The sequence below is a fragment of the Qipengyuania zhejiangensis genome, from assembly GCF_035607565.1.
Lineage (GTDB): Bacteria > Pseudomonadota > Alphaproteobacteria > Sphingomonadales > Sphingomonadaceae > Qipengyuania > Qipengyuania zhejiangensis.
The window spans coordinates 465,691-487,013 of sequence record NZ_JAYKGO010000003.1; the positions used below are offsets into that span (position 1 = coordinate 465,691).

Genomic DNA, 21,323 nt, shown 5'->3' on the forward strand with positions numbered 1-21,323 from the left:
GCCCGAACGAAGCTGCGCGTCGGCTGGTGCCTTCGCGTGTAGGCGCGTGCCTCTAGTAGGATGCGAGGCGGAGCGCAAGCGCGGCGAAGGATAACCGTGAGATAGGGGAACGCGCCGGCCCGGCCATGCGTTCATTCCCCGCAGGCACCACCCAGGAGAAGGCAATCATGGCTACGCAGCCCGAACCCGATATCATCACCCCCGGATCGCCGGACGAATATCCGCAGACCGCCCCGCCGAACGAAGCCCCGATGACCGAACCGCCGGGCGTGGACCCGGTCCAGCCCGACTTCGACGATCCCGGCCGCGGGCCCGAGGAAACCCCTGCTCCGTCCGATTGATCTTGCCCCGCGACGGGCCACACAGTATCGGCGCCGCCCATGAGCGAAGATACCAGCACCCCCGCCACCAGCGACACCCCGCCCGATCACCTTTCGGTGAATCCGCAGAATCAGCATTTCGATGTGGAAGTCCTGCGTCGCGGCGTCGGCATCCGCTTCAAGGGCAAGCAGCGCACCGATATCGAGGAATACTCGATCTCGGAAGGCTGGATCCGGGTTCAGGCGGGCAAATCGAAGGATCGCTTCGGCAATCCGGTCACGCTTAAACTGAAGGGTCCGGTTGAGGCGTGGTTCGAAGACCTGGGCGACGATGCCCCGGTCGCGAAAGCCGACTGACCTACTGGAATTCCGCAAAAGCGGCGAGAAAACCCTTGGACGTCTGCTTGCGAGCAGGCGCTGTGGCCACGGTTGCACGCGGCTGGCTGGAACGGTCGGAATAGATAAAGCCTTCCACCGGCCAGACAGTCGTTCCCACCTTGCCGAGCGGTGCATACCATACGCGCACTTCGCTCCAGTCGTTGGACGGGGATACGTCCACCGCCATCGCGCCCTTTTCTATCTGCCCACGGCGCCCGTCGATCGGGGACCAGTTGGCATGATCGAGCAGGACGCGGCGCGGATCGACGATCTGGCTGACGGCGGCGACATGGCCCAGTTCCATCCCGCGGTGCGGGCGAAACGCCATGACGGCACCGACCTTCGGGGCGTTGCCCGTGGCGTATCGGCCTTGCGCCTGACCCCACCATGTGTGGGCATCGCCATAAATCTGAATTCCGCTGACCTGCCGCGCATAGGGCGCGCACTGAAGGAAAGGCGCCAGTTCCACGCCATCGCCCGGTGCAGCCAGACTGTCGGCCGAGAAGTCCGCCGCGTCGTCGGCCAGAGCCGGCACGGCGAGTGACGAAAGGGCGAAGGCGGCAAGCGTTCTCTTCATGGCCAGGAAGGCTAGGGCGTTATGCTTTCCCATCCCTTGCCAATCATGGTTAACGGCAATTAACCGCCCCGCCCGCGCATCTGCTTGCAATGCACGCCGCAAGGGGCCACTTGGCGGCCCATCATGCGCCATTCCTCAACCAAGCCCACGGTGATCATCATCGGACGGCCGAACGTCGGCAAGTCGACGCTGTTCAACCGGCTCGTCGGCAAGCGGCTCGCGCTGGTCGACGACCAGCCCGGCGTCACCCGTGACCGCCGCCTTGGCGATGCCGAACTGGCCGGTCTCGAATTTCAGATCGTCGACACCGCCGGTTGGGAAGACGAAGACGCCGAATCGCTGCCCGGACGGATGCGCAAGCAGACCGAAGTCAGCCTCGAAGACGCCGACGCCGCGTTGTTCGTGTTCGATTCGCGCGCCGGGGTTACCCCGCTGGACGAAGAAATCGGCCGCTGGCTGCGCACGCAGGAAGTGCCGGTCATACTGGTTGCGAACAAGGCCGAAGGGCGCCAGGGCGACCCTGGCATCTACGAAAGCTTCTCGCTCGGCTTTGGCGAACCTGTCGCGCTGAGCGCCGAACATGGCGAAGGCACCGCCGACCTGTTCGATCATCTGTGGCCCATCATCGGGGTCAAGGCCGAAGAGGCCGAGCAGGAATCGGAATACACCGAAGAAGACGAATACGACGAGGACGCGCCTCCCGGCCCGCTCAAGCTGGCCATCGTCGGGCGTCCCAACGCGGGCAAATCGACGCTGATCAACCGCCTGCTGGGCGAAGATCGCCTGCTGACCGGCCCCGAAGCCGGCATCACGCGCGATTCGATCGCAGTGGATTGGGAATGGGTCGACCCGGCCACCGGCGAAGAACGCGAAGTGCGCCTGATCGACACCGCCGGGATGCGCAAGCGCGCCAACGTGGTCGAAAAGCTTGAAAAGCTGTCGGTTGCCGATGCACGCCGCGCGATCGACTTTGCCGAGGTTGTCGTTCTTGTTCTCGACGCGACGCGTGGCCTTGAATCGCAGGATCTCAAGATCGCCAATCTTGCGCTCGAAGAAGGGCGCGCCCTGATGATCGCGATCAACAAGTGGGACGTTGCCGAAGGCGCCAGTTCGCTGTTCAACGGCATCCGCACCGCGCTGGACGAAGGTCTGGCGCAGGTCCGCGGCCTGCCGCTGATCGCCGTGAGCGCAAAAACCGGCAAGGGTCTCGACCAGATGCTGGCCGCCGCATTCGAACTGCGCGAGGCGTGGAGCCGCCGTGTGCCGACCGCCGCACTCAACCGCTGGTTCGACGACGCGATGGAAGCCAATCCCCCGCCCGCCCCCAAGGGCAAGCGGATCAAGCTCCGTTATATAACCCAGGCCACCACCCGTCCGCCGCGTTTCGTGGTGTTCGGCACCCGCCTGGAGCTGCTGCCCAAGAGCTACGAACGCTATCTCATCAACGGCATCCGGTCCAAGCTGGGCTTCGAAGCGGTGCCTGTACGCGTCGTGCTCAAGAGCCCGAAGAACCCGTTCAAGAGCGAGTGAACCACGTGATCGACCTGGCGGTACTTTCCGGGATTGGCGGCTTCGAACTGATCGAGCGTACAAGTTCCACGCTGCGCGTGCAGCAGGTGGTCCAGCTCAGCCTGGCGCCGGCATTCCTGCTGGCCGGGATTGGCGCGGTGATGAACGTGATGACCAACCGCCTGATCTGGGTCGCGAACAAGATCGAAAAGATCATGGCCGCCGACGAGGAAGGCCGCGCGGGCATCCTGCTCGACGAACTGCCGGCGCTGGAAAAGCGGCGCATCTATGCACAGCGCGCCGTGATGATGAGCACCGCTGCGGCGCTGACCATCAGCATCGTGATCGCGCTGCTGTTCGTCAGCGCCTTCGTTTATGCGCCGCTCGGCACCTTGGTCGCCTTCACATGGATCGTGACAATGGGGCTGCTGGTCGCGGGGCTCACATCGTTTCTGCTGGAAACGCGCACCGCCGCCAAGCGCAACCGCGAGCGTATGAAGCGGCACATCCCGAACGCCTGATCGCAAAACCGGCGCCGGTTTGCGATGAAAGGACGTTCCCCAAGGACGGGCGAAAATCCGGTTATACGCCGTTCATCCTGACGCGCGCATCCAGCTGTTCCCAAAGAAGGAGAGCAGTATGCACCGCATTCAGCTATCGATCGACAACGGGGCGGACGCTGGCGACGAGCCGCTCCGCATGGAAGCCTGCGATGCTGCCGCCGCGCTGCTGGTGGCAGACATAAATGTGCAAAGCGGAAGCGCCGAATTGTGGGACGGCAACCGCCGGCTCGCCCGGCTGATCAAGCACAGCGGACCCCACGCAACGTTCTGGGAAATCGAACCGGGTTAACGCCGCAGCGGGAACACCCGTCCATAGGTGAGGCAGCGCCACAACCATTCGAGCGGACCGTAGCGGAACCGTTCGAGCCATGGCTTGGACCACAGCAACATCACCCCCCACGCCGAAACGGTGACAAGATAAAGTTCGCTGCGTCCCAGTTCGCCGAACAGACCCCCGGCCCAGCCGTGGAACACTAGCATCATGAGCACCGATGTGCCGAGATAGTTGGTGAACGCCGCGCGGCCAGCCGCCGAAACCCGTTCGGCCAGCGCACCGCGCACGCTGTTGCCCCACAGGGCCAGCAACGCGAGCAGGCCGAGGATCGCGAGCAGGCGTGGCAGGAAGGACCAGCCGACCATCGCCGCGAGCGTGCCGTAATAGGTAAGGCCCATCGACTTCGCGAGAAGCGCGATCGGCAATGTCAGTGCCGTGCCCAACACCAACATCGACCAGCCCCACTGCCGCTGACGCCGCGCATCGATGCCGCCGGAAAACAGCCCGTATCGGTATGCGGCCATGCCAACCAGCATGAGCGGCAGCGTCTCGAACAGGAACATGAGAACCGTCGTAGGCACATCCGTGCCATGATCGGAGAAGTTGTGGCCCACCCAATCGCCGTATCTGCCCTCCGAGATGAGCCGGGTTTCGAGCACACCATCGGCAAGGTCGGCCTGCTTGCCTTCCTCCAGGTCCTTGGCCAGCTGCACCATCCCCGGCTTTTCGCCGAATTCGGTATCGCTGACCACGGGAAGGAAGCCGACGAAGCCGGTGTAGAGCAGCGCCCCGCCCACATAACCCAGCAGGCCGATGACGAGTTGCTTGCGGCGCGACAGGCCCACGAACAACAGGGCGATCATTCCCGCGCAGGCGTAATGGAACAGGATGTCTCCACGCCAGATGAAGAAGAAGTGGACCAGCCCGAACAGGCCGAGCCATAGCAACCGCCGCACCTGAAGCCAGTTCGTGCGCCCCTTGGCCCATGCGCCTTCGAGAAAAAGATACATACCCGCCCCGAACAGAAGCGTGAACAATCCACGCATCTTGCTGTCGATCAGGACGAACTGCGCGACCCACATCCAGTCTTCGGCATCGCTGTGCGGCACGGTGAAGGCATCGGGGAACATATACGCCGTCATCGGCTGGCCGAAGGCCACGATGTTCGCGGCCAGGATGCCCATCACCGCGATCCCGCGAATGAAATCGAGGCTGGCAATCCGCGGCGAGTCGCTGGCGGAAACCGGCCGCGCAACGCGGTCGTCTTCGCTATCCGAAATTGTTGCTCCGACGCTGTCCATGCCATTCCCCCTTGTCCCAGCCATATCAGGATGCGCGCGGTGGCCAAGCGGGAACAGGCCCGCAAGATCGCAACTTCGGCGTCAGGGATACGCTATCGGGTAACGAGGCAGTCCTGGCCGCTGCGCTTGAGTGACGCGCAGGCGGCGTCCGCCGCCGCCTTGCTGGCATACCCACCGGCGAGCAATTTGGTCAGGCGGCCAGCAGGCTCCTTGAGTTTCGCCTTCCCGGCAAGTTCGCTGCGACCAGCGAGCTGGTTCCACAACCGGTCCGCGTTGCCGGCCACGCCGAATGCGCCAAGCTGGATCTTCCACGGCCCGGCAGACGATGCCGGGCGATCGGGCAGCCGAGGTCGCTCTTCCACGCGCGGCACGGCGGCGGGTTCCGCCTGGCGGCCCATGGCGAAATCGGCGCCCGCTGCCGTGCCGCTTGGCCCTGCACGCGGCGGAAGGGGGGCGGGGGGGGCCGGCGCCGCGTAAGGTTCCACATCCTGCGCGCCCAAAGCGAGATCGACGGCGGCGAGATCGCGGGCGCGCGCGGCTTCGGCTTCGCTCTTCAGCGATGCGGCAAGAACCTGCGCCGCCTGGCGATCGGCGATGGGGATATGCTGGTCCATCTGGGCCAGGGCGCCGCGCGCCTGCGGCAAGCCGGCACCGTTTGCCAACGTCAGCAAGGCATAGGCCCTGCGCCAATCCTTTTGAACGAGATCGCCGTTGAAGTGCGCGATGCCGACCAGATACTGGGCGCGCGGATCGCCGCGCACCGCGGCATTCTTGACGTAGGGTATCGCCTTTTCCCGTTCGCCTTTCTGGAACAGCAGCAGGCCGTAATTGTCGGCCGCCTTCACATGGCCCTGGGCCGCGGCCCGGGCGTAAAGGGCTTCGGCCTGGACCTGGTCCGCGTCAACGCCCCGGCCAAGGCGATAGGCCTGGGCAAGGTTGAACTGCGCATCGGGATCGCCCTTGGCCGCTGGGCCGACCCATTCGCGCACGGCGCCCGCATAGTCGCCGCGCCCCCACGCATCGACCCCGTCCTTCACATCCGCATGGAGCGGCGCTGCAAGGACCAGCGAAAGCAGGGCCCCGGCTGCAACCACAGCCCGTTTCGATCCTTGCCCCATCCTTCGAACTCCCTTGTCGTGCACGGCGCATCCCGAACATCGGCCGCGCAAACGGTCCTATAGTAAATCGCCAGTTAGCAAAGCGTTGTGGCCCCGTTGTTGAACGCAGAGCGCCCAAAGTTCCCGCCAGTTAACCCAAAATTAGGGGTAGTCTGCGATTTCGGTTGTCGAGACAGCCGCAAATTTCGCGGCGATCGAATGGATACAGGCGCAAACCAGGGGGACAAGCCTTGCGTGTACTGGCATTGGCATCGCAGAAGGGCGGATCGGGCAAGACCACGCTCTCCGGACATCTCGCCGTACAGGCCCAGCGCGCAGGCGCCGGGCCCGTCGTGCTGATCGACATCGATCCACAAGGATCGACGGCCGATTGGTGGAACGAGCGTGAGGCGGAATATCCCGCCTTCGCCCAGACCACCGTGGCACGTCTGGCGAACGACCTCGCCATCCTGCGTTCGCAGGGTTTCAAACTGGCGGTCATCGACACGCCGCCCGCGATCACCATGGCGATCCAGTCGGTCATTTCGGTGGCTGAACTGATCGTCGTGCCGACCCGCCCCAGCCCGCACGATCTGCGCGCCGTGGGTGCCACGGTCGATCTGTGCGAACGCGCCGGCAAGCCGCTGGTCTTCGTGGTCAACGCGGCCACGCCCAAGGCCAAGATCACTTCGGAAGCCGCCGTCGCGCTGTCGCAGCACGGCACGGTCGCCCCGATCACGCTTCACCACCGCACCGATTTTGCCGCTTCGATGATCGATGGCCGCACGGTGATGGAGGTCGACCCCGACAGCCGTTCCTCGGCCGAGGTCACCGCCTTGTGGAAGTATATCGCCGACCGGCTGGAAAAGAATTTCCGCCGCACGGTTTTCGCCGCGCCGAATTCCCAGTCGGTGCTTCCCGGTTCCCATCGTCCCTCTGGCGGCTTCGGTCGCCGGGTGGCCCAGTAAGAACAGGAAGGCGGAGACTGCCGGATGTCTGACGCCAATTTCGCCTCGCTCTCTTCCACCCTTCTCGCACGCAAGGGCGGCGCCAAGCCCGCCATGCGTCCGCAATCGGGCGTCCCGGGTCCTGTCGACGGCAAGGAAGCCGCTGCCAGCCTGGAGGACCTCGGCTGGAACGACATGGGTGACGAAGATACGGACCAGAACTTTTCTTCCAACCGCAGCGAAAAGGTCGTGGCCATCGCGCCGATGGCCGCGAACGAAAGCGGCGCACCGAATCAGGTTCGCCAGTCGCTCGATCGCATCGCCGCACAGCTGGAACGGCCCGCAGCGCCTGACAGGCAGGTCGAACGCAAGCCCGCGGCAAGCCGCGGCAAGCGCGCGGCCTTCACGCTCCGGCTCGACCAGAACCGGCACCTGATGCTGCGCCTGGCCTGCACCGTTCGCGGTCGCAGCGCGCAACAGCTGGTTACCGACGCACTTGATTCACTGCTCGCCGAAATGCCGGAAATCGCGAGCCTCGCAGCACAAGTCCAGAAGTCGGACAAGTAAGCAGATTCGACGTGGGATCGCCTTCAAGGGGGTAAGTATGAGCACCGAGACGAAAGCCAAGAACCGCCGGCTCGTGAAGCTCGCCGTCACCACGGCGCTGGCCACGACCGCACTCAGCGCCTGCACGGGCAAGGTTGCGCCGACGCACGCCTATTCGGCAGCGCAGGCTGAAACCGCGCTTGCCAAGGGCAAGGAAAGCAAGGCGATCCAGCACGCCGAAGCCGCCGTGCTGGCCGCACCGCGCGACGCATACACCCGCACCCTGCTTGGCAACGCCTATCTCGAAGCAGGCCGTTTCCAGTCGGCGGCAACCACGTTCGGTGAAGCCATCGAACTGGGCGACAACGCCACGCGCACGGTCATCAGCCACGCGCTGGCGCTGTCCGCTATCGGCGACCAGGTCGGCGCGCTCGAAACGCTGCGCCTTCACGAAACGGCCATCGATCCGGCGGATTACGGCCTTGCCGTGGCGCTTGCCGGTCGGCCCGAACAGGGCGTCCACGTACTGAGCAACGCCTTGCGCGGTGGCCAGAACACGGTGAAGGTCCGCCAGAACCTCGCTTACGCCTATGCGATGGTGGGGGACTGGTCCAACGCGCGCCTGCTCGCTTCGCAGGATGTCCCGGCCGACCAGCTGGGCGACCGGATGACCCAGTGGGCCCAGCTCGCCAATCCTGATCAGCAGCACATGCGTGTCGCACGCCTGCTCGGTGTCGACATGGTCGAAGACGCCGGTCAGCCCGCCATGCTTGCCTTGGCCAACCATCCGGCTGTCGGACAGCTCGCGATGGAATCCGCCACGCAGGTCGCACCTGTCGTTGCCGAACCGCAGACCAGCTTTGCCCTTGCGGGTGAGCTTCCGGCGGCATCGACAGCGCCCGAATTCGACGACAGCGCCGATGCGGCCCTGGCCGATGCCAGCCTTGCCTTCGATGGCGAGACCCGCTTCGTGTCGCGCGAAGTGGCGCAGCCGGTCCCGTCCCGTTCCACCAAGCCGGCAAAGCCTGCCGCGCCGCGCGTTGCCGCCGCATCGCCAGCAGCCCAGACGCTGGCCTCGGGCGACTACAACATTCAGCTCGGCTCCTATTTCTCCATGTCGGACGCGCATAACGCCTGGAAGGTTTTCCAGGCCCGTTATCCCGATCTTGCCGGGGCCGAAAAGGTCATCACCAAGGCCCGCGTCAACGGCAAGATCTACTACCGCGTCGCGGCAGCCGGTTACGCCAAGGCTTCGGCCCAGTCGATGTGCCGCACGGTCAAGGGCGCTGGTGGTGGCTGCATCGCCTACGCCTCGTCGTCGCCGCTTCCCGGCGCACTGGCGGTCATCAAAGACGAAGTACGGGTCGCAGCGCGGTAACATCCGCGCACTCCTTACAGACTTCGTAAACCCCGTCCGGAGCGATCCGGGCGGGGTTTCTTCTGGGCGTTGAGCGCCGATCAGCGGGCGATTGCGACCCCGCCCTTGAACAGCCGCACGACGCGGCCCTGCGTTGGCTGGCCATCGAACGGCGTGTTGCCGGCGGTCGCTTCCATTCTGGCGCTCTGGATGATCCATGGCCGTTCGGGATCGACGATCGCGATGTCGGCCTCGTGCCCGACCACAAGCGCGCCCGCGTCCACGCCCAGCAGGCGCGCAGGCGTCCCCGACACCAGTTCAAAGGCACGCGGCATGTCGATGACCTCGTCGCGCACCAGCGAAAGAACCATCGCCAGCAGCGTCTCCGCGCCCGCCATGCCCGGTTCGGCATCGGTGAAGGGCAGCCGTTTGTCTTCCGGTCCGCGCGGATCGTGGCCGCTTGAAACCAGGTCGATCGTACCGTCGGCGATCGCTTCGCGCACCGCGTGCCGGTCGCTATCGCTGCGCAATGGCGGCGAAAGGCGGGCGAAGGTGCGGAAATCCAATGTGGCGAGGTCCGAAAGCATGAAATGGGCCGGCGTAACCCCGCAGGTAACCGTGCTCCCGCGCGCTTTCGCCGCGCGAACGAGTTCGAGGCCCGCGCGGGTGGTGACCTGGCGGAAATGGATGCAGGCCCCGGCCATGTCCGCCAGCGCGATATCGCGCGCGATGGCGATCGCTTCGGCCTGCGCGGGTGCGCTGGGCAATCCGCGCCGCGTGGCCACTTCGCCTGCGGTCGCAACCGCATCGCCAACCAATGCGGCATCTTCGGCATGGGCAACCACCGTCAGGTCGAGCATGGCTGCGTATTGCAGCAAGCGCAGCATGACGCCGGAATCGGCGATCCAGCCGCGACCGGTGGAGATTCCCCGCGCGCCGGCCTCGCGCATCAGCGCGACTTCGGCGATCTCTTTCCCTTCAAGTGCCCGCGTGGCGGCGGCCAGGGGATGAATCCAGAAATCCGGTTTCCCGCTCTTGGCGAGATAGGAGACCCGGCTCGGCAGATCGAGCGGCGGCGACTGGTCGGGCATCAGCGCCGCGCGCGTAATGCCGCCGAAATGGAAGGCAGGCTTGTCGATCGCGAAGACGCCGAAATCGATCAGGCCCGGCGCGACCAGTGCGCCCTTGGCGTCGACCACATCGTCGCCGTCTTCGCCCGTCACATCGCCAACCGCATCGACAAGGCCGTCAACCAGGCGGAGCGAACCTTCGATGAGGCCGCCGGGCGTGACCAGCCGTCCACCGGAAATCAGCAAGGGGCGCTGCTGTTTCATGCCGCGTCCCCCCAACCTGCAACGGCGCGCCCGCGGCGCGTCAGCACGTCGAGCGCGGCCATGCGGATGGCAACGCCCATTTCAACCTGGCGGGTAATGATCGAACGGTCGATCAGATCGGCCACTTCGCTGTCGATCTCCACCCCGCGGTTCATCGGGCCGGGGTGCATCACCAGGGCATCGGCCTTCGCGCGCCCAAGGCGCTTTTTCGTCAGGCCATAGAGGTGGTGGTATTCGCGCGCCGACGGAATGAACTGTCCGCTCATCCGTTCGGTCTGGAGGCGCAGCATCATCGCCACGTCCGCCCCATCCAGAGCGGCATCGAAATCATGGTACACCTCGGCGCCCATCGCCTCGATCCCCGCCGGCATCAGCGCCGGCGGCGCGCACAGGCGCACCGTGGCGCCAAGCGCCTGCAGGCACAGCAGGTTCGACCGCGCCACGCGGCTGTGCAGAATGTCGCCGCAAATCACGATCACCAGGCCGGTAAAGTCGTCCGCCGTCTCGCCGCGATCGCGAAGCGCGTGGCGCAGCGCCAGCGCATCGAGCAACGCCTGCGTCGGATGTTCGTGCTGGCCGTCGCCCGCGTTCAGGACGGGGCAATCGACCTTGTCCGCGATAAGCTGGGTGGCCCCGCTCGACCCGTGGCGGATCACGATCGCGTCGGCGCGCATGGCGTTGAGCGTGATAGCCGTGTCGATCAACGTTTCGCCCTTCTTCACGCTCGATTGCGCGGCGTGCATGTTGACCACATCGGCCCCCAGACGCTTGCCCGCGATCTCGAAGCTCAGCAGCGTGCGCGTGCTGTTCTCGAAAAAGGCGTTGATGATCGTCAGGCCGGAAAGCAGATCGATGTGCTTGGTCGTCTGGCGGTTCAGCGTAACCCACTGTTCCGCCTCGTCCAGCAGGAACAGGATTTCATGCCGTTCGAGCTGACCGATGCCGATCAGGTCGCGGTGCGGGAACGCCAGCGCGCCCGCAGGATAGCGGGCCGCATGGGCCGAAGTTTGCGTCGATGTCATTAAAGTCACGCCCTTAGTCGACCACCATCGCCCGCTCAAGCGCTTTCGGGTGGCGCTGGACGCTTTGCTCGCCTAGCTGTCCCTCAACTGGAGGTTATCGCATGCGTTTTGCAGGCAGGGTGTGGCGTTTGCTCGTTGGCATAAAGGACGGTCTCGTTCTTTTGTTCATGCTGCTGTTCTTTGCCGCGCTGTTCGCGATCCTGACCGCCCGGCCCAGCCCCGCTGCGGTTCGCGAGGGCGCGTTGCTGGTTCAGCTCGATGGCGCAATCGTGGAAGAACGCAGCCGGGTCGATCCGATCGCGGCCCTGCTCGCAAGGCAGGCGCCGATGGCGGAATATCCGGTGCGCGAACTGGTGCAGGCGCTCGACGCGGCGGCCACGGATGACCGGATTTCGGCAGTTGTCCTCGATCTCGACCGGTTCGTCGGCGCCGGCCAGGTCCATCTGCAGGACGTGGGCGAGGCGCTCGACCGTGTGCGCGCCGCTGAAAAGCCGGTGCTGGCCTACGCCACCGCCTACACCGATGATTCCATGCTGCTTGCCGCGCATGCCAGCGAAATCTGGGTCGATCCGCTGGGCGGCGCAGTGGTCGCCGGGCCGGGCGGCCATCGCCTTTACTACGCAGGCTTGCTGGAAAAGCTGAAGGTCAACGCGCGCGTCTACAAGGTCGGGGAATACAAGAGCGCGGTCGAACCGTATTCACGCAGCGACATGTCCGATCCCGCGCGCGAAAATTTCCGTTCGCTCTACGGCGCGCTGTGGGAAGAATATCAGGCGAACTTCAAGAAGGCGCGCCCATCCGCCGACATCGCGCGCATCACGCGCGATCCGATCGGCTGGATCGAGGCGGCCAAGGGCAACCTTGCCACCGCCGCCCTTCAGGCAGGCCTGGTGGACAAGCTCGGCACACGTGCCGAATTCGATGCACGCGTGGTGGAACTGGTGGGCGCCGACGAATGGAGCGAGGACCTCAACGCCTATCCCTCTACCCCGCTCGATGCCTGGGTCGAGGATAACCCCCTCCCCACCAAGGGCAAACCGATCGGCGTTATCACGATCGCCGGCGAAATCGTTGACGGTGAAGCCGGTCCTGGCGTCGCCGGGGGCACGCGCATTGCCGACCTGCTGGACGAAGCGCTGGACGACGATCTGGCGGGCCTCGTCGTCAGGGTCGATTCGCCCGGCGGATCGGTGCTCGCCTCGGAAGCCATTCGCACCGCCATCCTGCGCCAGAAGGCCAGGGGCATCCCCGTGGCCGTTTCCATGGCCAACCTCGCCGCCAGCGGCGGGTATTGGGTGGCAACGCCAGCCGATCGCATCTTTGCAGAACCTGAAACGATCACCGGATCGATCGGCATCTTTGCCGTGATCCCGACGTTCGAAAATGCAGCGGCAAGTATCGGGGTGACCAGCGATGGCGTCCGCACCAGCCCGCTGTCAGGCCAGCCCGATTTCATTGGCGGCTTCACGCCCGAAACGGACGCGATCCTTCAGGCCAGTATCGAAAACGGATACGAAAACTTCCTCGAGCGGGTCGGGTCATCGCGCAAGTTGAGCCGGGATCAGGTCGATCGGATCGGCCAGGGCCGGGTTTGGGACGGCGGGACCGCCCGCCAGATCGGCCTGGTGGATCAGTACGGCGGTATCGACGATGCGCTGGCATGGGTCGCCGCCAAGGCCAAGCTCAAGGACGGTGGCTGGCACGCACGATATCTGGGCACGCGGCCGAGCAGTTACGATACCTTGCTGCGCAGCTGGTTGCTGGACGATGCCGAAAGCGCCGATGTCACCGCGGTGTTCGCGCGGCGCGAGCTGGAGACGATCGCTCGCCTGGAAGCCGATTTCAACCGGTTGATGTCCGTGCAGGGGATGCAGGCCTATTGTCTGGAATGCGAACCGCTGCCCGCGGCGCACGAAACCGCGCCATCAAGGACCGGCTGGCTCGCGCGGATACTGACCCTGATTGCGGGATAGCGGGCGCTTGCAAAGGGCCGATTCGCCGCGTAAAGGCGCGCCCCTGTCCATCGGACCCGATAGGGCGGGCGCGTAGCTCAGCGGTAGAGCACACCCTTCACACGGGTGGGGTCACAGGTTCAATCCCTGTCGCGCCCACCATCCGGCCCGCACTCGCGAACCGGATGGCGGACAATCGAAAATTCAAGCTCAAGCGCGGTGTCAGGCTGCCTTCTGGCTGCTCGGCGCCGGTTTGATTTTCGCGTCGCTGGCAGTGTTTGCGGGCTTCTTGTCCAGAATCCGCTTGGCCACGTAACCACCGGCGCCGATCGCGATCATGGCCGGCAGGCTCAAGCGGCGAAGTGCGGTGGCGCCCAGAACGCCGATTGCCGCGCCTGTGGCGCCGCCGATACCGCTGGTCTGCTTGGCGATCTTGTCGCCGACGAATGCTCCGATAATCTTGCCGATCATTTCAAAATTCTCCTTTGAAACATCAACCGTCCGGCGGGCCCGAAGTTCCGGGAATCATGCGTCTGGCAATGGCAGCAATCCGTTGGCGAGCATCCTGTTCGCCACCTTTGCCACATCGTCCACGCCCGGATCGCCGTCACGGCTCCAGATCGCGTAGCGCAGACCGAGAAACACATTCATTCCCATGAGCGCCCAGGCCTCGGGTGTGCCCAGCCCGGCCCTCATCTCGCCGGTCGCGCCGCCGGCTCTGAGGCGTTCCTCGATCCGCTGAGCGATCGTTTCGTAATGGGTGCGATAGCTTTCGGGATCGACAAACTCGGCCTCGTCTATGATCCGGTAGATCGCCTTGTTGTCCGATGCGAATTCGAGAAACGCCTGCAACGCCGCCCGTTCGATCTGCAGCGCCCCCATATCGGGCTCGATCGCCTCGCGCGCCGCCTTGCCGACGGCCTGGGACATGTCCGAAACCAGGGCGCGAAAGATCGCGTCCTTGGTGTCGTAATAGGTGTAGAATGTGCCAAGTGCCACGCCCGCCCGACGGGTGATCGCGCTGATCGACGCTTCGTGGAACCCGTGTTCGGCGAATTCCCTGGCTGCCGCATCCAGCAGCTTACGCAAGGTCTTGCGTCCCCTTTCGGTCCGCGGAGTCTTGTCAGGTGTCGCGCTGCGCGTCGCCATACGGTCCTTCCTCCCCCAAGTACCCCGATTAGCCCCGACATCGCGAAGCTGCAAGTTCCAACTTGAAAGGTGGTTCAGGTTTCAATATAGCCACCCGATAAGATAATCTCGGGAGGGAGAAACCGAACCATGCGACTTTCAAGGACATTCATCGCCAGCCTGTTCGCAGGCACTGCCACCGCGGCCTTTCTGGCTGCGCCCGCTGCCGCCCAAACGGCGGACGACGCGGCAACTACGCAAACCGCACAACCCGCCGCTGCGGAAGGCGGAAACGTAATCGTGGTCACCGCTCGCCGCAGGGCAGAACGGATCACCGATGTGCCGCTTTCGGTTACGGCCATTTCGGGCGAGGAACTGTCGCGCACGGGCACGCTCGACCTGACGGAAATCGCGCAGGACGTGCCGAACCTCACGCTGGAAGTCAGCCGCGGCACCAACACCACGCTGTCCGCCTTCATCCGCGGCGTCGGCCAGCAGGATCCGGTCGCCGGGTTCGAAGCGGGCGTGGGCCTCTATGTCGACGATGTATACCTCAACCGTCCGCAGGCTGCCGTCCTCGATATCTATGACGTCGAACGTGTGGAGGTACTGCGCGGACCGCAGGGTACGCTGTACGGGCGCAACACCATCGGCGGCGCGATCAAGTACGTGACCGCGCGCCTGCCCGACGATGCGCAGATGAAAGTTCGCGGCACCTACGGATCGTATGATCAGGCCGACCTGATCGTTACCGCGTCGACACCGGTCAGCGACAGCGTGAAGATCGGCGCCAGCGCGGCGCGCCTTTCGCGCGGCGGCTTCGGCGACAATCTCAATCTCGGGATCGAGAATTACAACAAGGACGTCTGGGCCGGTCGCGGCACGATCGAACTGGACAGCGGCCCGCTCTTCATCCGCCTTTCGGGCGATTACGTGAAGGACAAAAGCAACGCGCGCCAGGGCCATCGCCTTCTCGCGGGACGTTTTACCGGCGCACCGGTGCTCGACAATGTCTATGACACGCGCGCGGGCCTGAACGTGGTGGACCAGGAAGTCGAAGCCTACGGCGGCGGCCTCACCATCGGTTACGAGGTCAGCGACACGGTCACGCTGAAGTCGATCACGGGGTATCGCAAGGACAAGTCGACCACGCCGATCGATTTTGACAGCCTGCCTGCCGCCGACCTTGACGTTCCGGCAATCTACAAGAACGACCAGTTCAGCCAGGAACTGCAGGTCCTGTTCGAGGGTGATCGCCTTTCGGGCGTGCTGGGCGCCTATTACCTCGACGCAAACGCGTTCACCGCGTTCGACGTGGCGCTGTTCACCACGGGCACCCTGATCAATCTGCCGGGGCTCAATGCCCAGACGCTCGGCGATGTGGACACGGAAACCTATTCGGTGTTCGGCGACTTCACTTACGACATCACCGACCAGTTGAGCCTTTCCGTGGGCGGCCGATACACGTGGGACAAACGTTCCAGCCGTATCCTGCGGACCACCTTCATCGGCGGCTTCTCCGACCTGTTCGGTCCGTCCACCGCCATTCCGATTGCGGTGACCAGCGATTTCGAGGGCAGCGAAACTTTCAAGGAATTCACTCCCCGCGCCTCGCTCGCGTTCAAGCCCAGCCCTGACCACATGTTCTATTTCACCTATTCCAAAGGCTTCAAAGGCGGCGGTTTCGACCCGCGCGGCCAGTCGACGGCCGCCCCCGATCTCGATGGGGACGGTGACCGCGATTACGACGACCAGTTCGAATTCCTGCGTTTCGCCCCCGAAAAGGTCGACAGCTACGAATTGGGCTGGAAAGCCTCGCTCCTCGACGACCGGGTCTTTATCGGCCTGTCGATCTTCAAGGGCGATTACACGGATGTGCAAATTCCCGGGTCGATCGGCTTCGACAGCGATGGCGACGGGGTGAACGACAGTTTCATCGGCATCACGTCGAACGCCGGTGACGCCGACGTCAACGGCTTCGAATTCGAAGGTCGTGCGTTGGTGGGACGCGATTTTGCGGGTCTTGGCAGCCGCTTCAGCTTCAACTGGTCGCTCGGCGTGCTCGATGCGGAATACAACACCTTCATCGACGCATTCGGCAACGACGTGGCCGACCAGCGGGTGTTCCAGAACACGCCTGACATCACGGCCAGCGCCGGGTTCGACCTGGGCCTTCCGATGGCCGGCGGGATCGTCGATTTCCTCGGATCGGTATCGCTTCGATCGGATTCCAGCCAGTTCGAATTGCCCGGCCCGCTCGACCAGGACGGTTTCGCGCTGGTCGACGCCAGCATCGTCTACACCGCAGACAGCGACCGCTGGTCCGTCGGCGTCCACGGCAAGAACCTGTTCGACAAGCGGTACATCGTCGCCGGCTATGATTTCGTGACCGGAACGGTGCTGGGCCTGGAAGGAAACCTCACCGGCTTCTACGGCGATCCGCGACGGGTCTTCGTGACCGGCGAAGTGAAGTTCTGACGAACCGCTCCGCATGAAAACGAAAGGGGTCGGAGCCGCGCTTCCGGCCCCTTTTCAATAGCCTGGGGGCGAACCGCAACCGGGCACGCGGCATCGCCTGTGAACATGAGGCGGGCTGGCAAAGGAAACGCGGCTCATGCCGCTAGGCTCTGGCCAAGCGCGCGACGAGAGGGCATAGCGCGCCGCCATGCACGATATCGCTTTCATCCGTGAAAATCCGGCCGCCTTCGACGCCGCTCTGGCCCGGCGCGGAACAGAAGCTGCCGCCGATCGTATCATCGCGCTCGACGCGGCGAAACGCGAAGCCACCACCAAGGTCCAGCAGGCCCAAAGCCGCCGCAACGATGCCTCCAAGGCCATCGGACAGGCCATGGGTCAGGGCGACAAGGAGAAGGCCGAAGCGCTCAAGGCCGAAGTCGCCGAGATCAAGGCCTCCATGCCCGAATGGGAAACAGCCGAACGCGCGGCAAGTGAACAACTCGACGCGCTGCTGGCCGGTTTGCCCAACATGCCCGCGGCCGATGTGCCGGACGGGGCCGACGAGAGCGACAATGTCGAGGTGGCCCGTTGGGGCGATCGACGTGAATTCGATTTCGACCCTCGGGAACACGCCGATCTGGGTCCGGCGCTCGGCATGGATTTCGAAACCGGGGCGCAGCTTTCCGGCGCGCGTTTCACGTTCCTTCGCGGTGGGATGGCCCGCCTCCACCGGGCGCTGGCGCAGTTCATGCTGGACCGCCAGACGACCGAAAACGGCTATACCGAATGCAATCCGCCGGTGCTGGTCAACGACGCAGCGATGTACGGCACCGACAAATTGCCCAAGTTCGCCGACGACAGCTTCCGAACCACAGACGGGCGCTGGCTGATTCCGACTTCGGAAGTCAGCCTCACCGCTTCGGTAGCGGGCGAGATATTGGGCGAGCTTGCCGAACCCATCCGGATGACCGCCCACACCTTGTGCTTCCGCAGCGAAGCGGGTGCGGCGGGCCGCGATACGCGCGGCTTCATCCGCCAGCACCAGTTCGAAAAGGTCGAACTTGTCAGCGTGTGCCGCCCGCAGGACAGCGAAGCCGAGCATGAGCGCATGACGAAGTGCGCCGAAGGCGTGCTCGAGGCGTTGGGCCTTCCCTATCGCCGGATGCTGCTGTGCGTGGGGGACATGGGCTTCGGTGCGCGCAAGACATTCGACCTGGAAGTATGGCTGCCCGGACAGGCTGCATGGCGCGAGATATCCTCGTGTTCCAACACGGGCGAATTCCAGGCCCGGCGGATGAACGCGCGGTATCGTCCCGAAGGCGAAAAGAAGACCGCTTTCGTTCACACGTTGAACGGATCGGGCCTCGCCGTCGGCCGCACACTGGTTGCGGTCATGGAAAATTACCAGCAAGCCGATGGCAGCATCGAAATTCCCGCCGTCCTGTTGCCTTACATGGGCGGCGTGACCCGACTGGAGCCGCAAGCCTGATGCGCATTCTTCTGACAAACGACGACGGCATTCGCGCCCCCGGTCTCAAGGTGCTGGAGGATATCGCCCGGCAGTTTTCCGACGACATCTGGATCTGCGCGCCGGACGAGGAACAGTCAGGCATGGGCCACGCCCTCACGCTGACGCGCCCCGTGCGGCTGCGCCAGCATGACGAACGGCGTTTCTCGGTCACGGGCACCCCGACCGATGCGGTCACGATGGGTCTGCGGCGTGTCGTCCCAGGGCCGCCCGACCTGATCCTTTCCGGCGTCAACCGCGGCGCCAACCTCGCCGATGACATCACCTATTCGGGGACCGTTTCGGCAGCCATCGAAGGGGCGCTGGCCGGTATTCGTTCGATCGCGCTCAGTCAGGTTTACGCCAAGGAGGCGATGGGCGACGACGTGCCGTTCGGCGCAGCAATCGAATGGGGGGCCCGCGTGCTCGGCCCGCTGCTCGAAACGCCGTTGCCCAAGCGCACTCTGGTGAACGTGAATTTCCCCCCGATCGCAGCCGATCAGGTGAAAGGCATCCGCGCCGTGCGTCAGGGTTTCCACGATTATTCAAGGGGAACCGTGGTAGAAGGGCGTGACCCGCGCGGGTTCAAATATTACTGGTTCGGCCTTGAAGCGATCGAGCATACGCTCGACCACGGCACCGATCTGGAAGCGATCGACGAGGGGTACGTATCGGTGACGCCGTTGCAATTGGACCTGACGCACCATTCCTCGCTCAGCGCGATGGCGGACCGGTTTATCTGATGAAACGCATCGCCCTGGCCCTGGCAGCGTCGGTGTTGATCGCGGCGGGCAATCCCGCGACCGAGACCGAGCATGTCGTGGGCGACGGCGAAACGTTGAGCGGTATTGCCGAACGCGCCGGCGTTCCCCTGTCGGTAATCGCGGCGGCCAACGGCCTTGCCGAACCGTATTCGGTCCGCAAGGGGCAGGTCCTCGCCATCCCGCGCCAGCGCACGCACACGGTCCGTTCGGGCGACACGGGCACCGCGTTGGCGCGGCGTTATGGCATTCCATTTGACCTGATCGCGGTGGCCAACGGGCTGGAGGCACCCTATCCCATTCGCATCGGACAAAAACTTATCATTCCGGCCGTGGCCCTGCGTGACGTTGCAGTGACGCCCCAGCGAAGCGAACCCTGGTTTCGCAAACCGCATGACGGCAAGCTCCTGCTGGGCTTCCAGCGCGGTGCCGATGAAAGCGGGCACGAAGGCATCGACGTCGCGGTAACGGTGGGTGACATGGTGCGCGCATCGGCGGGTGGCCGGGTTGTCTTCGCCGACCGGGACAGCGGGCGTTTCGGGCGCCTCGTCGTCCTCGATCACGGCAATGGCTGGCGGACGCGATACGGCCATCTTGCACGCGTGACGGTAAAGCTGGGCGATTATGTGAAGTCGGGCGAACGGATCGGCCTTGCCGGCGATGCCGGCAGCGCGACGAGGCCTGAGCTGCACTTCGATATCCTGAAGGATAACAAGCCCGTCGATCCGGCGGGCAAGCTGGCTGAAGGCGACGCGCAATGAAACGCCGCAGCCCTGCCCTTGCCTCGATGGGCGTGCGCCGCCAGCAGATCAAGCCGTTGCGCCGCGCCGTGCGGTTGCCGGTCTGGGGCGACCTCGGCATCCGCATCGGGCTTGCGCTGCTGCTGATCTTTTCCGTCATCATGATCCACTGGTGGGACCGCGAAGGTCTGGTGGACAATCTCGATGGCGAAGTCAGCTTCCTCGACGTGGTGTATTTCACCATGATATCGATCACCACCACCGGGTTCGGCGATATCGCCCCGATTTCGGACCGGGCCCGCCTGGTCGAGGCGGTGATCGTCACCCCGGTCCGCTTTGCCGTGCTCTTCATCTTCGTCGGCACGGCGTATAATTTCCTTATCAAACGCACGTGGGAGCAATGGCGCATGGCCCGTATCCAGGAACAGTTGTGCGACCATATCGTGGTGCTCGGCTTCGGAATCTCCGGCTCGGAAGCGGTGGCCGAACTCATCGAGCGCGGGACCGATCCCACCCGCATCGTGGTGATCGACCCCAGCGAGGATCGCCTTTCGGAAGCCGAAGCGCTGGGCTGCAACGTACTGGCCGCCGACGCGACCCGGGACACTACCCTCAAGGCCGTCCGCATTGCCGAAGCGGCCAATGTCCTTATTTCAGCCGGCCGCGATGACACCACCATCCTGATCACGCTGACCGTGCGCGCGCTTGCGCCCAAAGTGCCCATCAGCGTCGTGGTGCGCGCCGACGATAACGAATCGCTCGCCCGGCAGGCTGGTGCGAACAACGTGATCAACCCGGTCCGCTTTACCGGCCTCTTGCTTGCCGGGAGCGCCAAGGGCGAACACATCGCCGATTACCTCGCTGATCTCGCATCGGTATCGGGACGTGTCCAACTGGTCGAACGCGAAGTCACAGCGGAAGAATGCGGCAGTGCCATTTCCGACCTCAAGACCGGTGGGCGGGGCCTGCGCATCTATCGCAACGGCAAGGCGCTCGGCTTCTGGGAAGAAGATTGCCAGAACCTCCAGGCCGGTGACATCGTCGTGGAAATCATCCCCACGACGAATGGCGAAACCAAGGGCGACGGCCACCTGCGCGAAGATCGCGAAGCGAAGGAAAACTGATCACCGCATCAGTATGAAGACCGCGCCCGCGGCGGTCATTCCGGCAAGAAGATGCCCGGCATCGATCAGGAAAAGCGTCAACGATTTGCGCTGGTGAAGATAGTTGATCCCGATCGCGGGGGTCATGATCGTCAGCGCGAACCCGACCGCCATCATCATGATCACATGCGGCGCCGGATCTGTCCGTGCGATGTTGTGGGCGAGCATGAGGCACACGAGCAGTTCAAACGCGAAGGTGAGACCCATGATCTTCGCGACCTGCGCGCCCCGCGGCGCCTCGGTGACGCCGGTTTCGCGCTGCCACGGTTTGCCGAACAGGGCCTCGTACCACAACGCCCCGATTGCAAAGAAAACCGCCGCGGCCAGCAGGATGGTGAGAAAATTCATGTCGCCCATGGTGCAATACTCCGCTTCAAGGTCCACCTGGTG

At 64.4% G+C, this 21,323-nt stretch carries 22 protein-coding genes and 1 tRNA gene; 15 read left to right on the top strand and 8 right to left on the bottom strand.

What is annotated here, in order from left to right:
* Window positions 1–167: 167 nt before the first annotated feature.
* Both VR863_RS09975 and VR863_RS09980 read left to right on the top strand, forming a co-directional pair.
* Entirely contained in the window at window positions 168–341 is a 174-nt protein-coding gene (locus tag VR863_RS09975) for a hypothetical protein (RefSeq protein WP_324828315.1), read from the top strand.
* A gap of 39 nt (window positions 342–380) precedes the next feature.
* Entirely contained in the window at window positions 381–677 is a 297-nt protein-coding gene (locus VR863_RS09980; RefSeq protein ID WP_324828316.1) for a DUF3297 family protein, read from the top strand.
* 1 nt (window position 678) lies between these two features.
* Here VR863_RS09980 and VR863_RS09985 read toward each other — a convergent pair whose 3' ends face one another.
* Window positions 679–1,275, bottom strand: coding sequence for a CHAP domain-containing protein (locus VR863_RS09985; RefSeq protein WP_324828317.1), 597 nt, complete (start codon window positions 1,273–1,275; stop codon window positions 679–681).
* 123 nt (window positions 1,276–1,398) lie between these two features.
* On the opposite strand from VR863_RS09985, the gene der reads away from it, so the two are divergent.
* The 3 genes from der (at window position 1,399) to VR863_RS10000 (ending at window position 3,636) form a co-directional block, all read left to right on the top strand.
* Window positions 1,399–2,805 carry a ribosome biogenesis GTPase Der gene (gene der, locus VR863_RS09990; RefSeq protein ID WP_324828318.1) on the top strand — a complete coding sequence of 469 codons (1,407 nt, stop codon included), beginning with the start codon at window positions 1,399–1,401 and terminating at the stop codon, window positions 2,803–2,805.
* Window positions 2,802–3,305, top strand: a complete 504-nt coding sequence (locus tag VR863_RS09995; RefSeq protein WP_324828319.1) for a DUF2721 domain-containing protein — start codon at window positions 2,802–2,804, stop codon at window positions 3,303–3,305. Before der ends, VR863_RS09995 begins: the two co-directional genes overlap by 4 nt.
* A 118-nt stretch (window positions 3,306–3,423) precedes the next feature.
* Window positions 3,424–3,636 (top strand): hypothetical protein, encoded by a 213-nt coding sequence (locus tag VR863_RS10000; RefSeq protein ID WP_324828320.1) that lies wholly within the window; start codon window positions 3,424–3,426, stop codon window positions 3,634–3,636.
* Here the strand turns inward: VR863_RS10000 and VR863_RS10005 are convergent.
* On the bottom strand, window positions 3,633–4,922 hold the full coding sequence (locus tag VR863_RS10005) for a DUF418 domain-containing protein (RefSeq protein ID WP_324828321.1): 1,290 nt from the start codon (window positions 4,920–4,922) through the stop codon (window positions 3,633–3,635). The two genes, VR863_RS10000 and VR863_RS10005, sit on opposite strands and share 4 nt — an antisense overlap.
* Window positions 4,923–5,014: 92 nt before the next feature.
* A complete protein-coding gene (locus tag VR863_RS10010) occupies window positions 5,015–6,040 on the bottom strand; it encodes an SPOR domain-containing protein (protein ID WP_324828322.1) in 1,026 nt (341 codons plus the stop codon).
* A gap of 230 nt (window positions 6,041–6,270) precedes the next feature.
* On the opposite strand from VR863_RS10010, the gene VR863_RS10015 reads away from it, so the two are divergent.
* The 3 genes from VR863_RS10015 to VR863_RS10025 are packed head-to-tail and all read left to right on the top strand — an operon-like array spanning window position 6,271 to window position 8,890.
* Entirely contained in the window at window positions 6,271–6,987 is a 717-nt protein-coding gene (locus VR863_RS10015) for a ParA family protein (protein WP_324828323.1), read from the top strand.
* A gap of 24 nt (window positions 6,988–7,011) precedes the next feature.
* Window positions 7,012–7,533, top strand: a complete 522-nt coding sequence (locus tag VR863_RS10020) for a hypothetical protein (RefSeq protein ID WP_324828324.1) — start codon at window positions 7,012–7,014, stop codon at window positions 7,531–7,533.
* Between the two features lie 37 nt (window positions 7,534–7,570).
* Complete coding sequence (locus tag VR863_RS10025) at window positions 7,571–8,890, top strand: SPOR domain-containing protein (protein WP_324828325.1); 1,320 nt, start codon at window positions 7,571–7,573, stop codon at window positions 8,888–8,890.
* Window positions 8,891–8,970: 80 nt separating this feature from the next.
* Here VR863_RS10025 and VR863_RS10030 read toward each other — a convergent pair whose 3' ends face one another.
* Together VR863_RS10030 and VR863_RS10035 are read right to left on the bottom strand one after the other, a co-directional pair.
* A complete protein-coding gene (locus VR863_RS10030) occupies window positions 8,971–10,203 on the bottom strand; it encodes a dihydroorotase (protein WP_324828326.1) in 1,233 nt (410 codons plus the stop codon).
* Window positions 10,200–11,225 (bottom strand): aspartate carbamoyltransferase catalytic subunit, encoded by a 1,026-nt coding sequence (locus VR863_RS10035; RefSeq protein WP_324828327.1) that lies wholly within the window; start codon window positions 11,223–11,225, stop codon window positions 10,200–10,202. Before VR863_RS10035 ends, VR863_RS10030 begins: the two co-directional genes overlap by 4 nt.
* A gap of 101 nt (window positions 11,226–11,326) precedes the next feature.
* Here VR863_RS10035 and sppA point away from each other — a divergent pair, with 101 nt between their 5' ends.
* On the top strand, window positions 11,327–13,198 hold the full coding sequence (gene sppA / locus VR863_RS10040; RefSeq protein WP_324828328.1) for a signal peptide peptidase SppA: 1,872 nt from the start codon (window positions 11,327–11,329) through the stop codon (window positions 13,196–13,198).
* Window positions 13,199–13,264: 66 nt separating this feature from the next.
* Window positions 13,265–13,339 (top strand) — tRNA-Val (locus VR863_RS10045).
* 60 nt (window positions 13,340–13,399) lie between these two features.
* Here the strand turns inward: VR863_RS10045 and VR863_RS10050 are convergent.
* Both VR863_RS10050 and VR863_RS10055 read right to left on the bottom strand, forming a co-directional pair.
* Window positions 13,400–13,648 carry a hypothetical protein gene (locus tag VR863_RS10050; RefSeq protein WP_324828329.1) on the bottom strand — a complete coding sequence of 83 codons (249 nt, stop codon included), beginning with the start codon at window positions 13,646–13,648 and terminating at the stop codon, window positions 13,400–13,402.
* A gap of 54 nt (window positions 13,649–13,702) precedes the next feature.
* On the bottom strand, window positions 13,703–14,326 hold the full coding sequence (locus VR863_RS10055; RefSeq protein WP_324828330.1) for a TetR/AcrR family transcriptional regulator: 624 nt from the start codon (window positions 14,324–14,326) through the stop codon (window positions 13,703–13,705).
* Window positions 14,327–14,455: 129 nt separating this feature from the next.
* Between VR863_RS10055 and VR863_RS10060 the strand changes: the two genes are divergently transcribed.
* The 5 genes from VR863_RS10060 to VR863_RS10080 all read left to right on the top strand — a co-directional run bounded on the left by VR863_RS10060 (window position 14,456) and on the right by VR863_RS10080 (window position 20,894).
* A complete protein-coding gene (locus VR863_RS10060; RefSeq protein ID WP_324828331.1) occupies window positions 14,456–16,783 on the top strand; it encodes a TonB-dependent receptor in 2,328 nt (775 codons plus the stop codon).
* 187 nt (window positions 16,784–16,970) lie between these two features.
* On the top strand, window positions 16,971–18,251 hold the full coding sequence (serS, locus tag VR863_RS10065) for a serine--tRNA ligase (RefSeq protein ID WP_324828332.1): 1,281 nt from the start codon (window positions 16,971–16,973) through the stop codon (window positions 18,249–18,251).
* Window positions 18,251–19,012: a 5'/3'-nucleotidase SurE gene (gene surE, locus VR863_RS10070; protein WP_324828333.1), complete on the top strand. Its 762-nt coding sequence runs from the start codon at window positions 18,251–18,253 to the stop codon at window positions 19,010–19,012. The genes serS and surE overlap by 1 nt, the downstream gene beginning before the upstream one ends.
* Window positions 19,012–19,791, top strand: coding sequence for a M23 family metallopeptidase (locus VR863_RS10075; protein ID WP_324828334.1), 780 nt, complete (start codon window positions 19,012–19,014; stop codon window positions 19,789–19,791). Before surE ends, VR863_RS10075 begins: the two co-directional genes overlap by 1 nt.
* On the top strand, window positions 19,788–20,894 hold the full coding sequence (locus VR863_RS10080; protein WP_324828335.1) for a potassium channel family protein: 1,107 nt from the start codon (window positions 19,788–19,790) through the stop codon (window positions 20,892–20,894). Before VR863_RS10075 ends, VR863_RS10080 begins: the two co-directional genes overlap by 4 nt.
* Here the strand turns inward: VR863_RS10080 and VR863_RS10085 are convergent, their stop codons facing one another.
* Complete coding sequence (locus VR863_RS10085; protein WP_324828336.1) at window positions 20,895–21,281, bottom strand: DUF1761 domain-containing protein; 387 nt, start codon at window positions 21,279–21,281, stop codon at window positions 20,895–20,897.
* Window positions 21,282–21,323 lie beyond the last annotated feature (42 nt).

Bases quoted from the DNA above. Each gene is read 5' to 3' on its own strand.
- VR863_RS09975 (WP_324828315.1), top strand. From the start codon at position 168: ATGGCTACGCAGCCCGAACCCGATATCATCACCCCCGGATCGCCGGAC.
- VR863_RS09980 (WP_324828316.1), top strand. From the start codon at position 381: ATGAGCGAAGATACCAGCACCCCCGCCACCAGCGACACCCCGCCCGAT.
- VR863_RS09985 (WP_324828317.1), bottom strand. From the start codon at position 1,275: ATGAAGAGAACGCTTGCCGCCTTCGCCCTTTCGTCACTCGCCGTGCCG.
- der (WP_324828318.1), top strand. From the start codon at position 1,399: ATGCGCCATTCCTCAACCAAGCCCACGGTGATCATCATCGGACGGCCG.
- VR863_RS10000 (WP_324828320.1), top strand. From the start codon at position 3,424: ATGCACCGCATTCAGCTATCGATCGACAACGGGGCGGACGCTGGCGAC.
- VR863_RS10005 (WP_324828321.1), bottom strand. From the start codon at position 4,922: ATGGACAGCGTCGGAGCAACAATTTCGGATAGCGAAGACGACCGCGTT.
- VR863_RS10010 (WP_324828322.1), bottom strand. From the start codon at position 6,040: ATGGGGCAAGGATCGAAACGGGCTGTGGTTGCAGCCGGGGCCCTGCTT.
- VR863_RS10020 (WP_324828324.1), top strand. From the start codon at position 7,012: ATGTCTGACGCCAATTTCGCCTCGCTCTCTTCCACCCTTCTCGCACGC.
- VR863_RS10025 (WP_324828325.1), top strand. From the start codon at position 7,571: ATGAGCACCGAGACGAAAGCCAAGAACCGCCGGCTCGTGAAGCTCGCC.
- VR863_RS10030 (WP_324828326.1), bottom strand. From the start codon at position 10,203: ATGAAACAGCAGCGCCCCTTGCTGATTTCCGGTGGACGGCTGGTCACG.
- VR863_RS10035 (WP_324828327.1), bottom strand. From the start codon at position 11,225: ATGACATCGACGCAAACTTCGGCCCATGCGGCCCGCTATCCTGCGGGC.
- sppA (WP_324828328.1), top strand. From the start codon at position 11,327: ATGCGTTTTGCAGGCAGGGTGTGGCGTTTGCTCGTTGGCATAAAGGAC.
- VR863_RS10050 (WP_324828329.1), bottom strand. From the start codon at position 13,648: ATGATCGGCAAGATTATCGGAGCATTCGTCGGCGACAAGATCGCCAAG.
- VR863_RS10055 (WP_324828330.1), bottom strand. From the start codon at position 14,326: ATGGCGACGCGCAGCGCGACACCTGACAAGACTCCGCGGACCGAAAGG.
- VR863_RS10060 (WP_324828331.1), top strand. From the start codon at position 14,456: ATGCGACTTTCAAGGACATTCATCGCCAGCCTGTTCGCAGGCACTGCC.
- serS (WP_324828332.1), top strand. From the start codon at position 16,971: ATGCACGATATCGCTTTCATCCGTGAAAATCCGGCCGCCTTCGACGCC.
- surE (WP_324828333.1), top strand. From the start codon at position 18,251: ATGCGCATTCTTCTGACAAACGACGACGGCATTCGCGCCCCCGGTCTC.
- VR863_RS10075 (WP_324828334.1), top strand. From the start codon at position 19,012: ATGAAACGCATCGCCCTGGCCCTGGCAGCGTCGGTGTTGATCGCGGCG.
- VR863_RS10080 (WP_324828335.1), top strand. From the start codon at position 19,788: ATGAAACGCCGCAGCCCTGCCCTTGCCTCGATGGGCGTGCGCCGCCAG.
- VR863_RS10085 (WP_324828336.1), bottom strand. From the start codon at position 21,281: ATGAATTTTCTCACCATCCTGCTGGCCGCGGCGGTTTTCTTTGCAATC.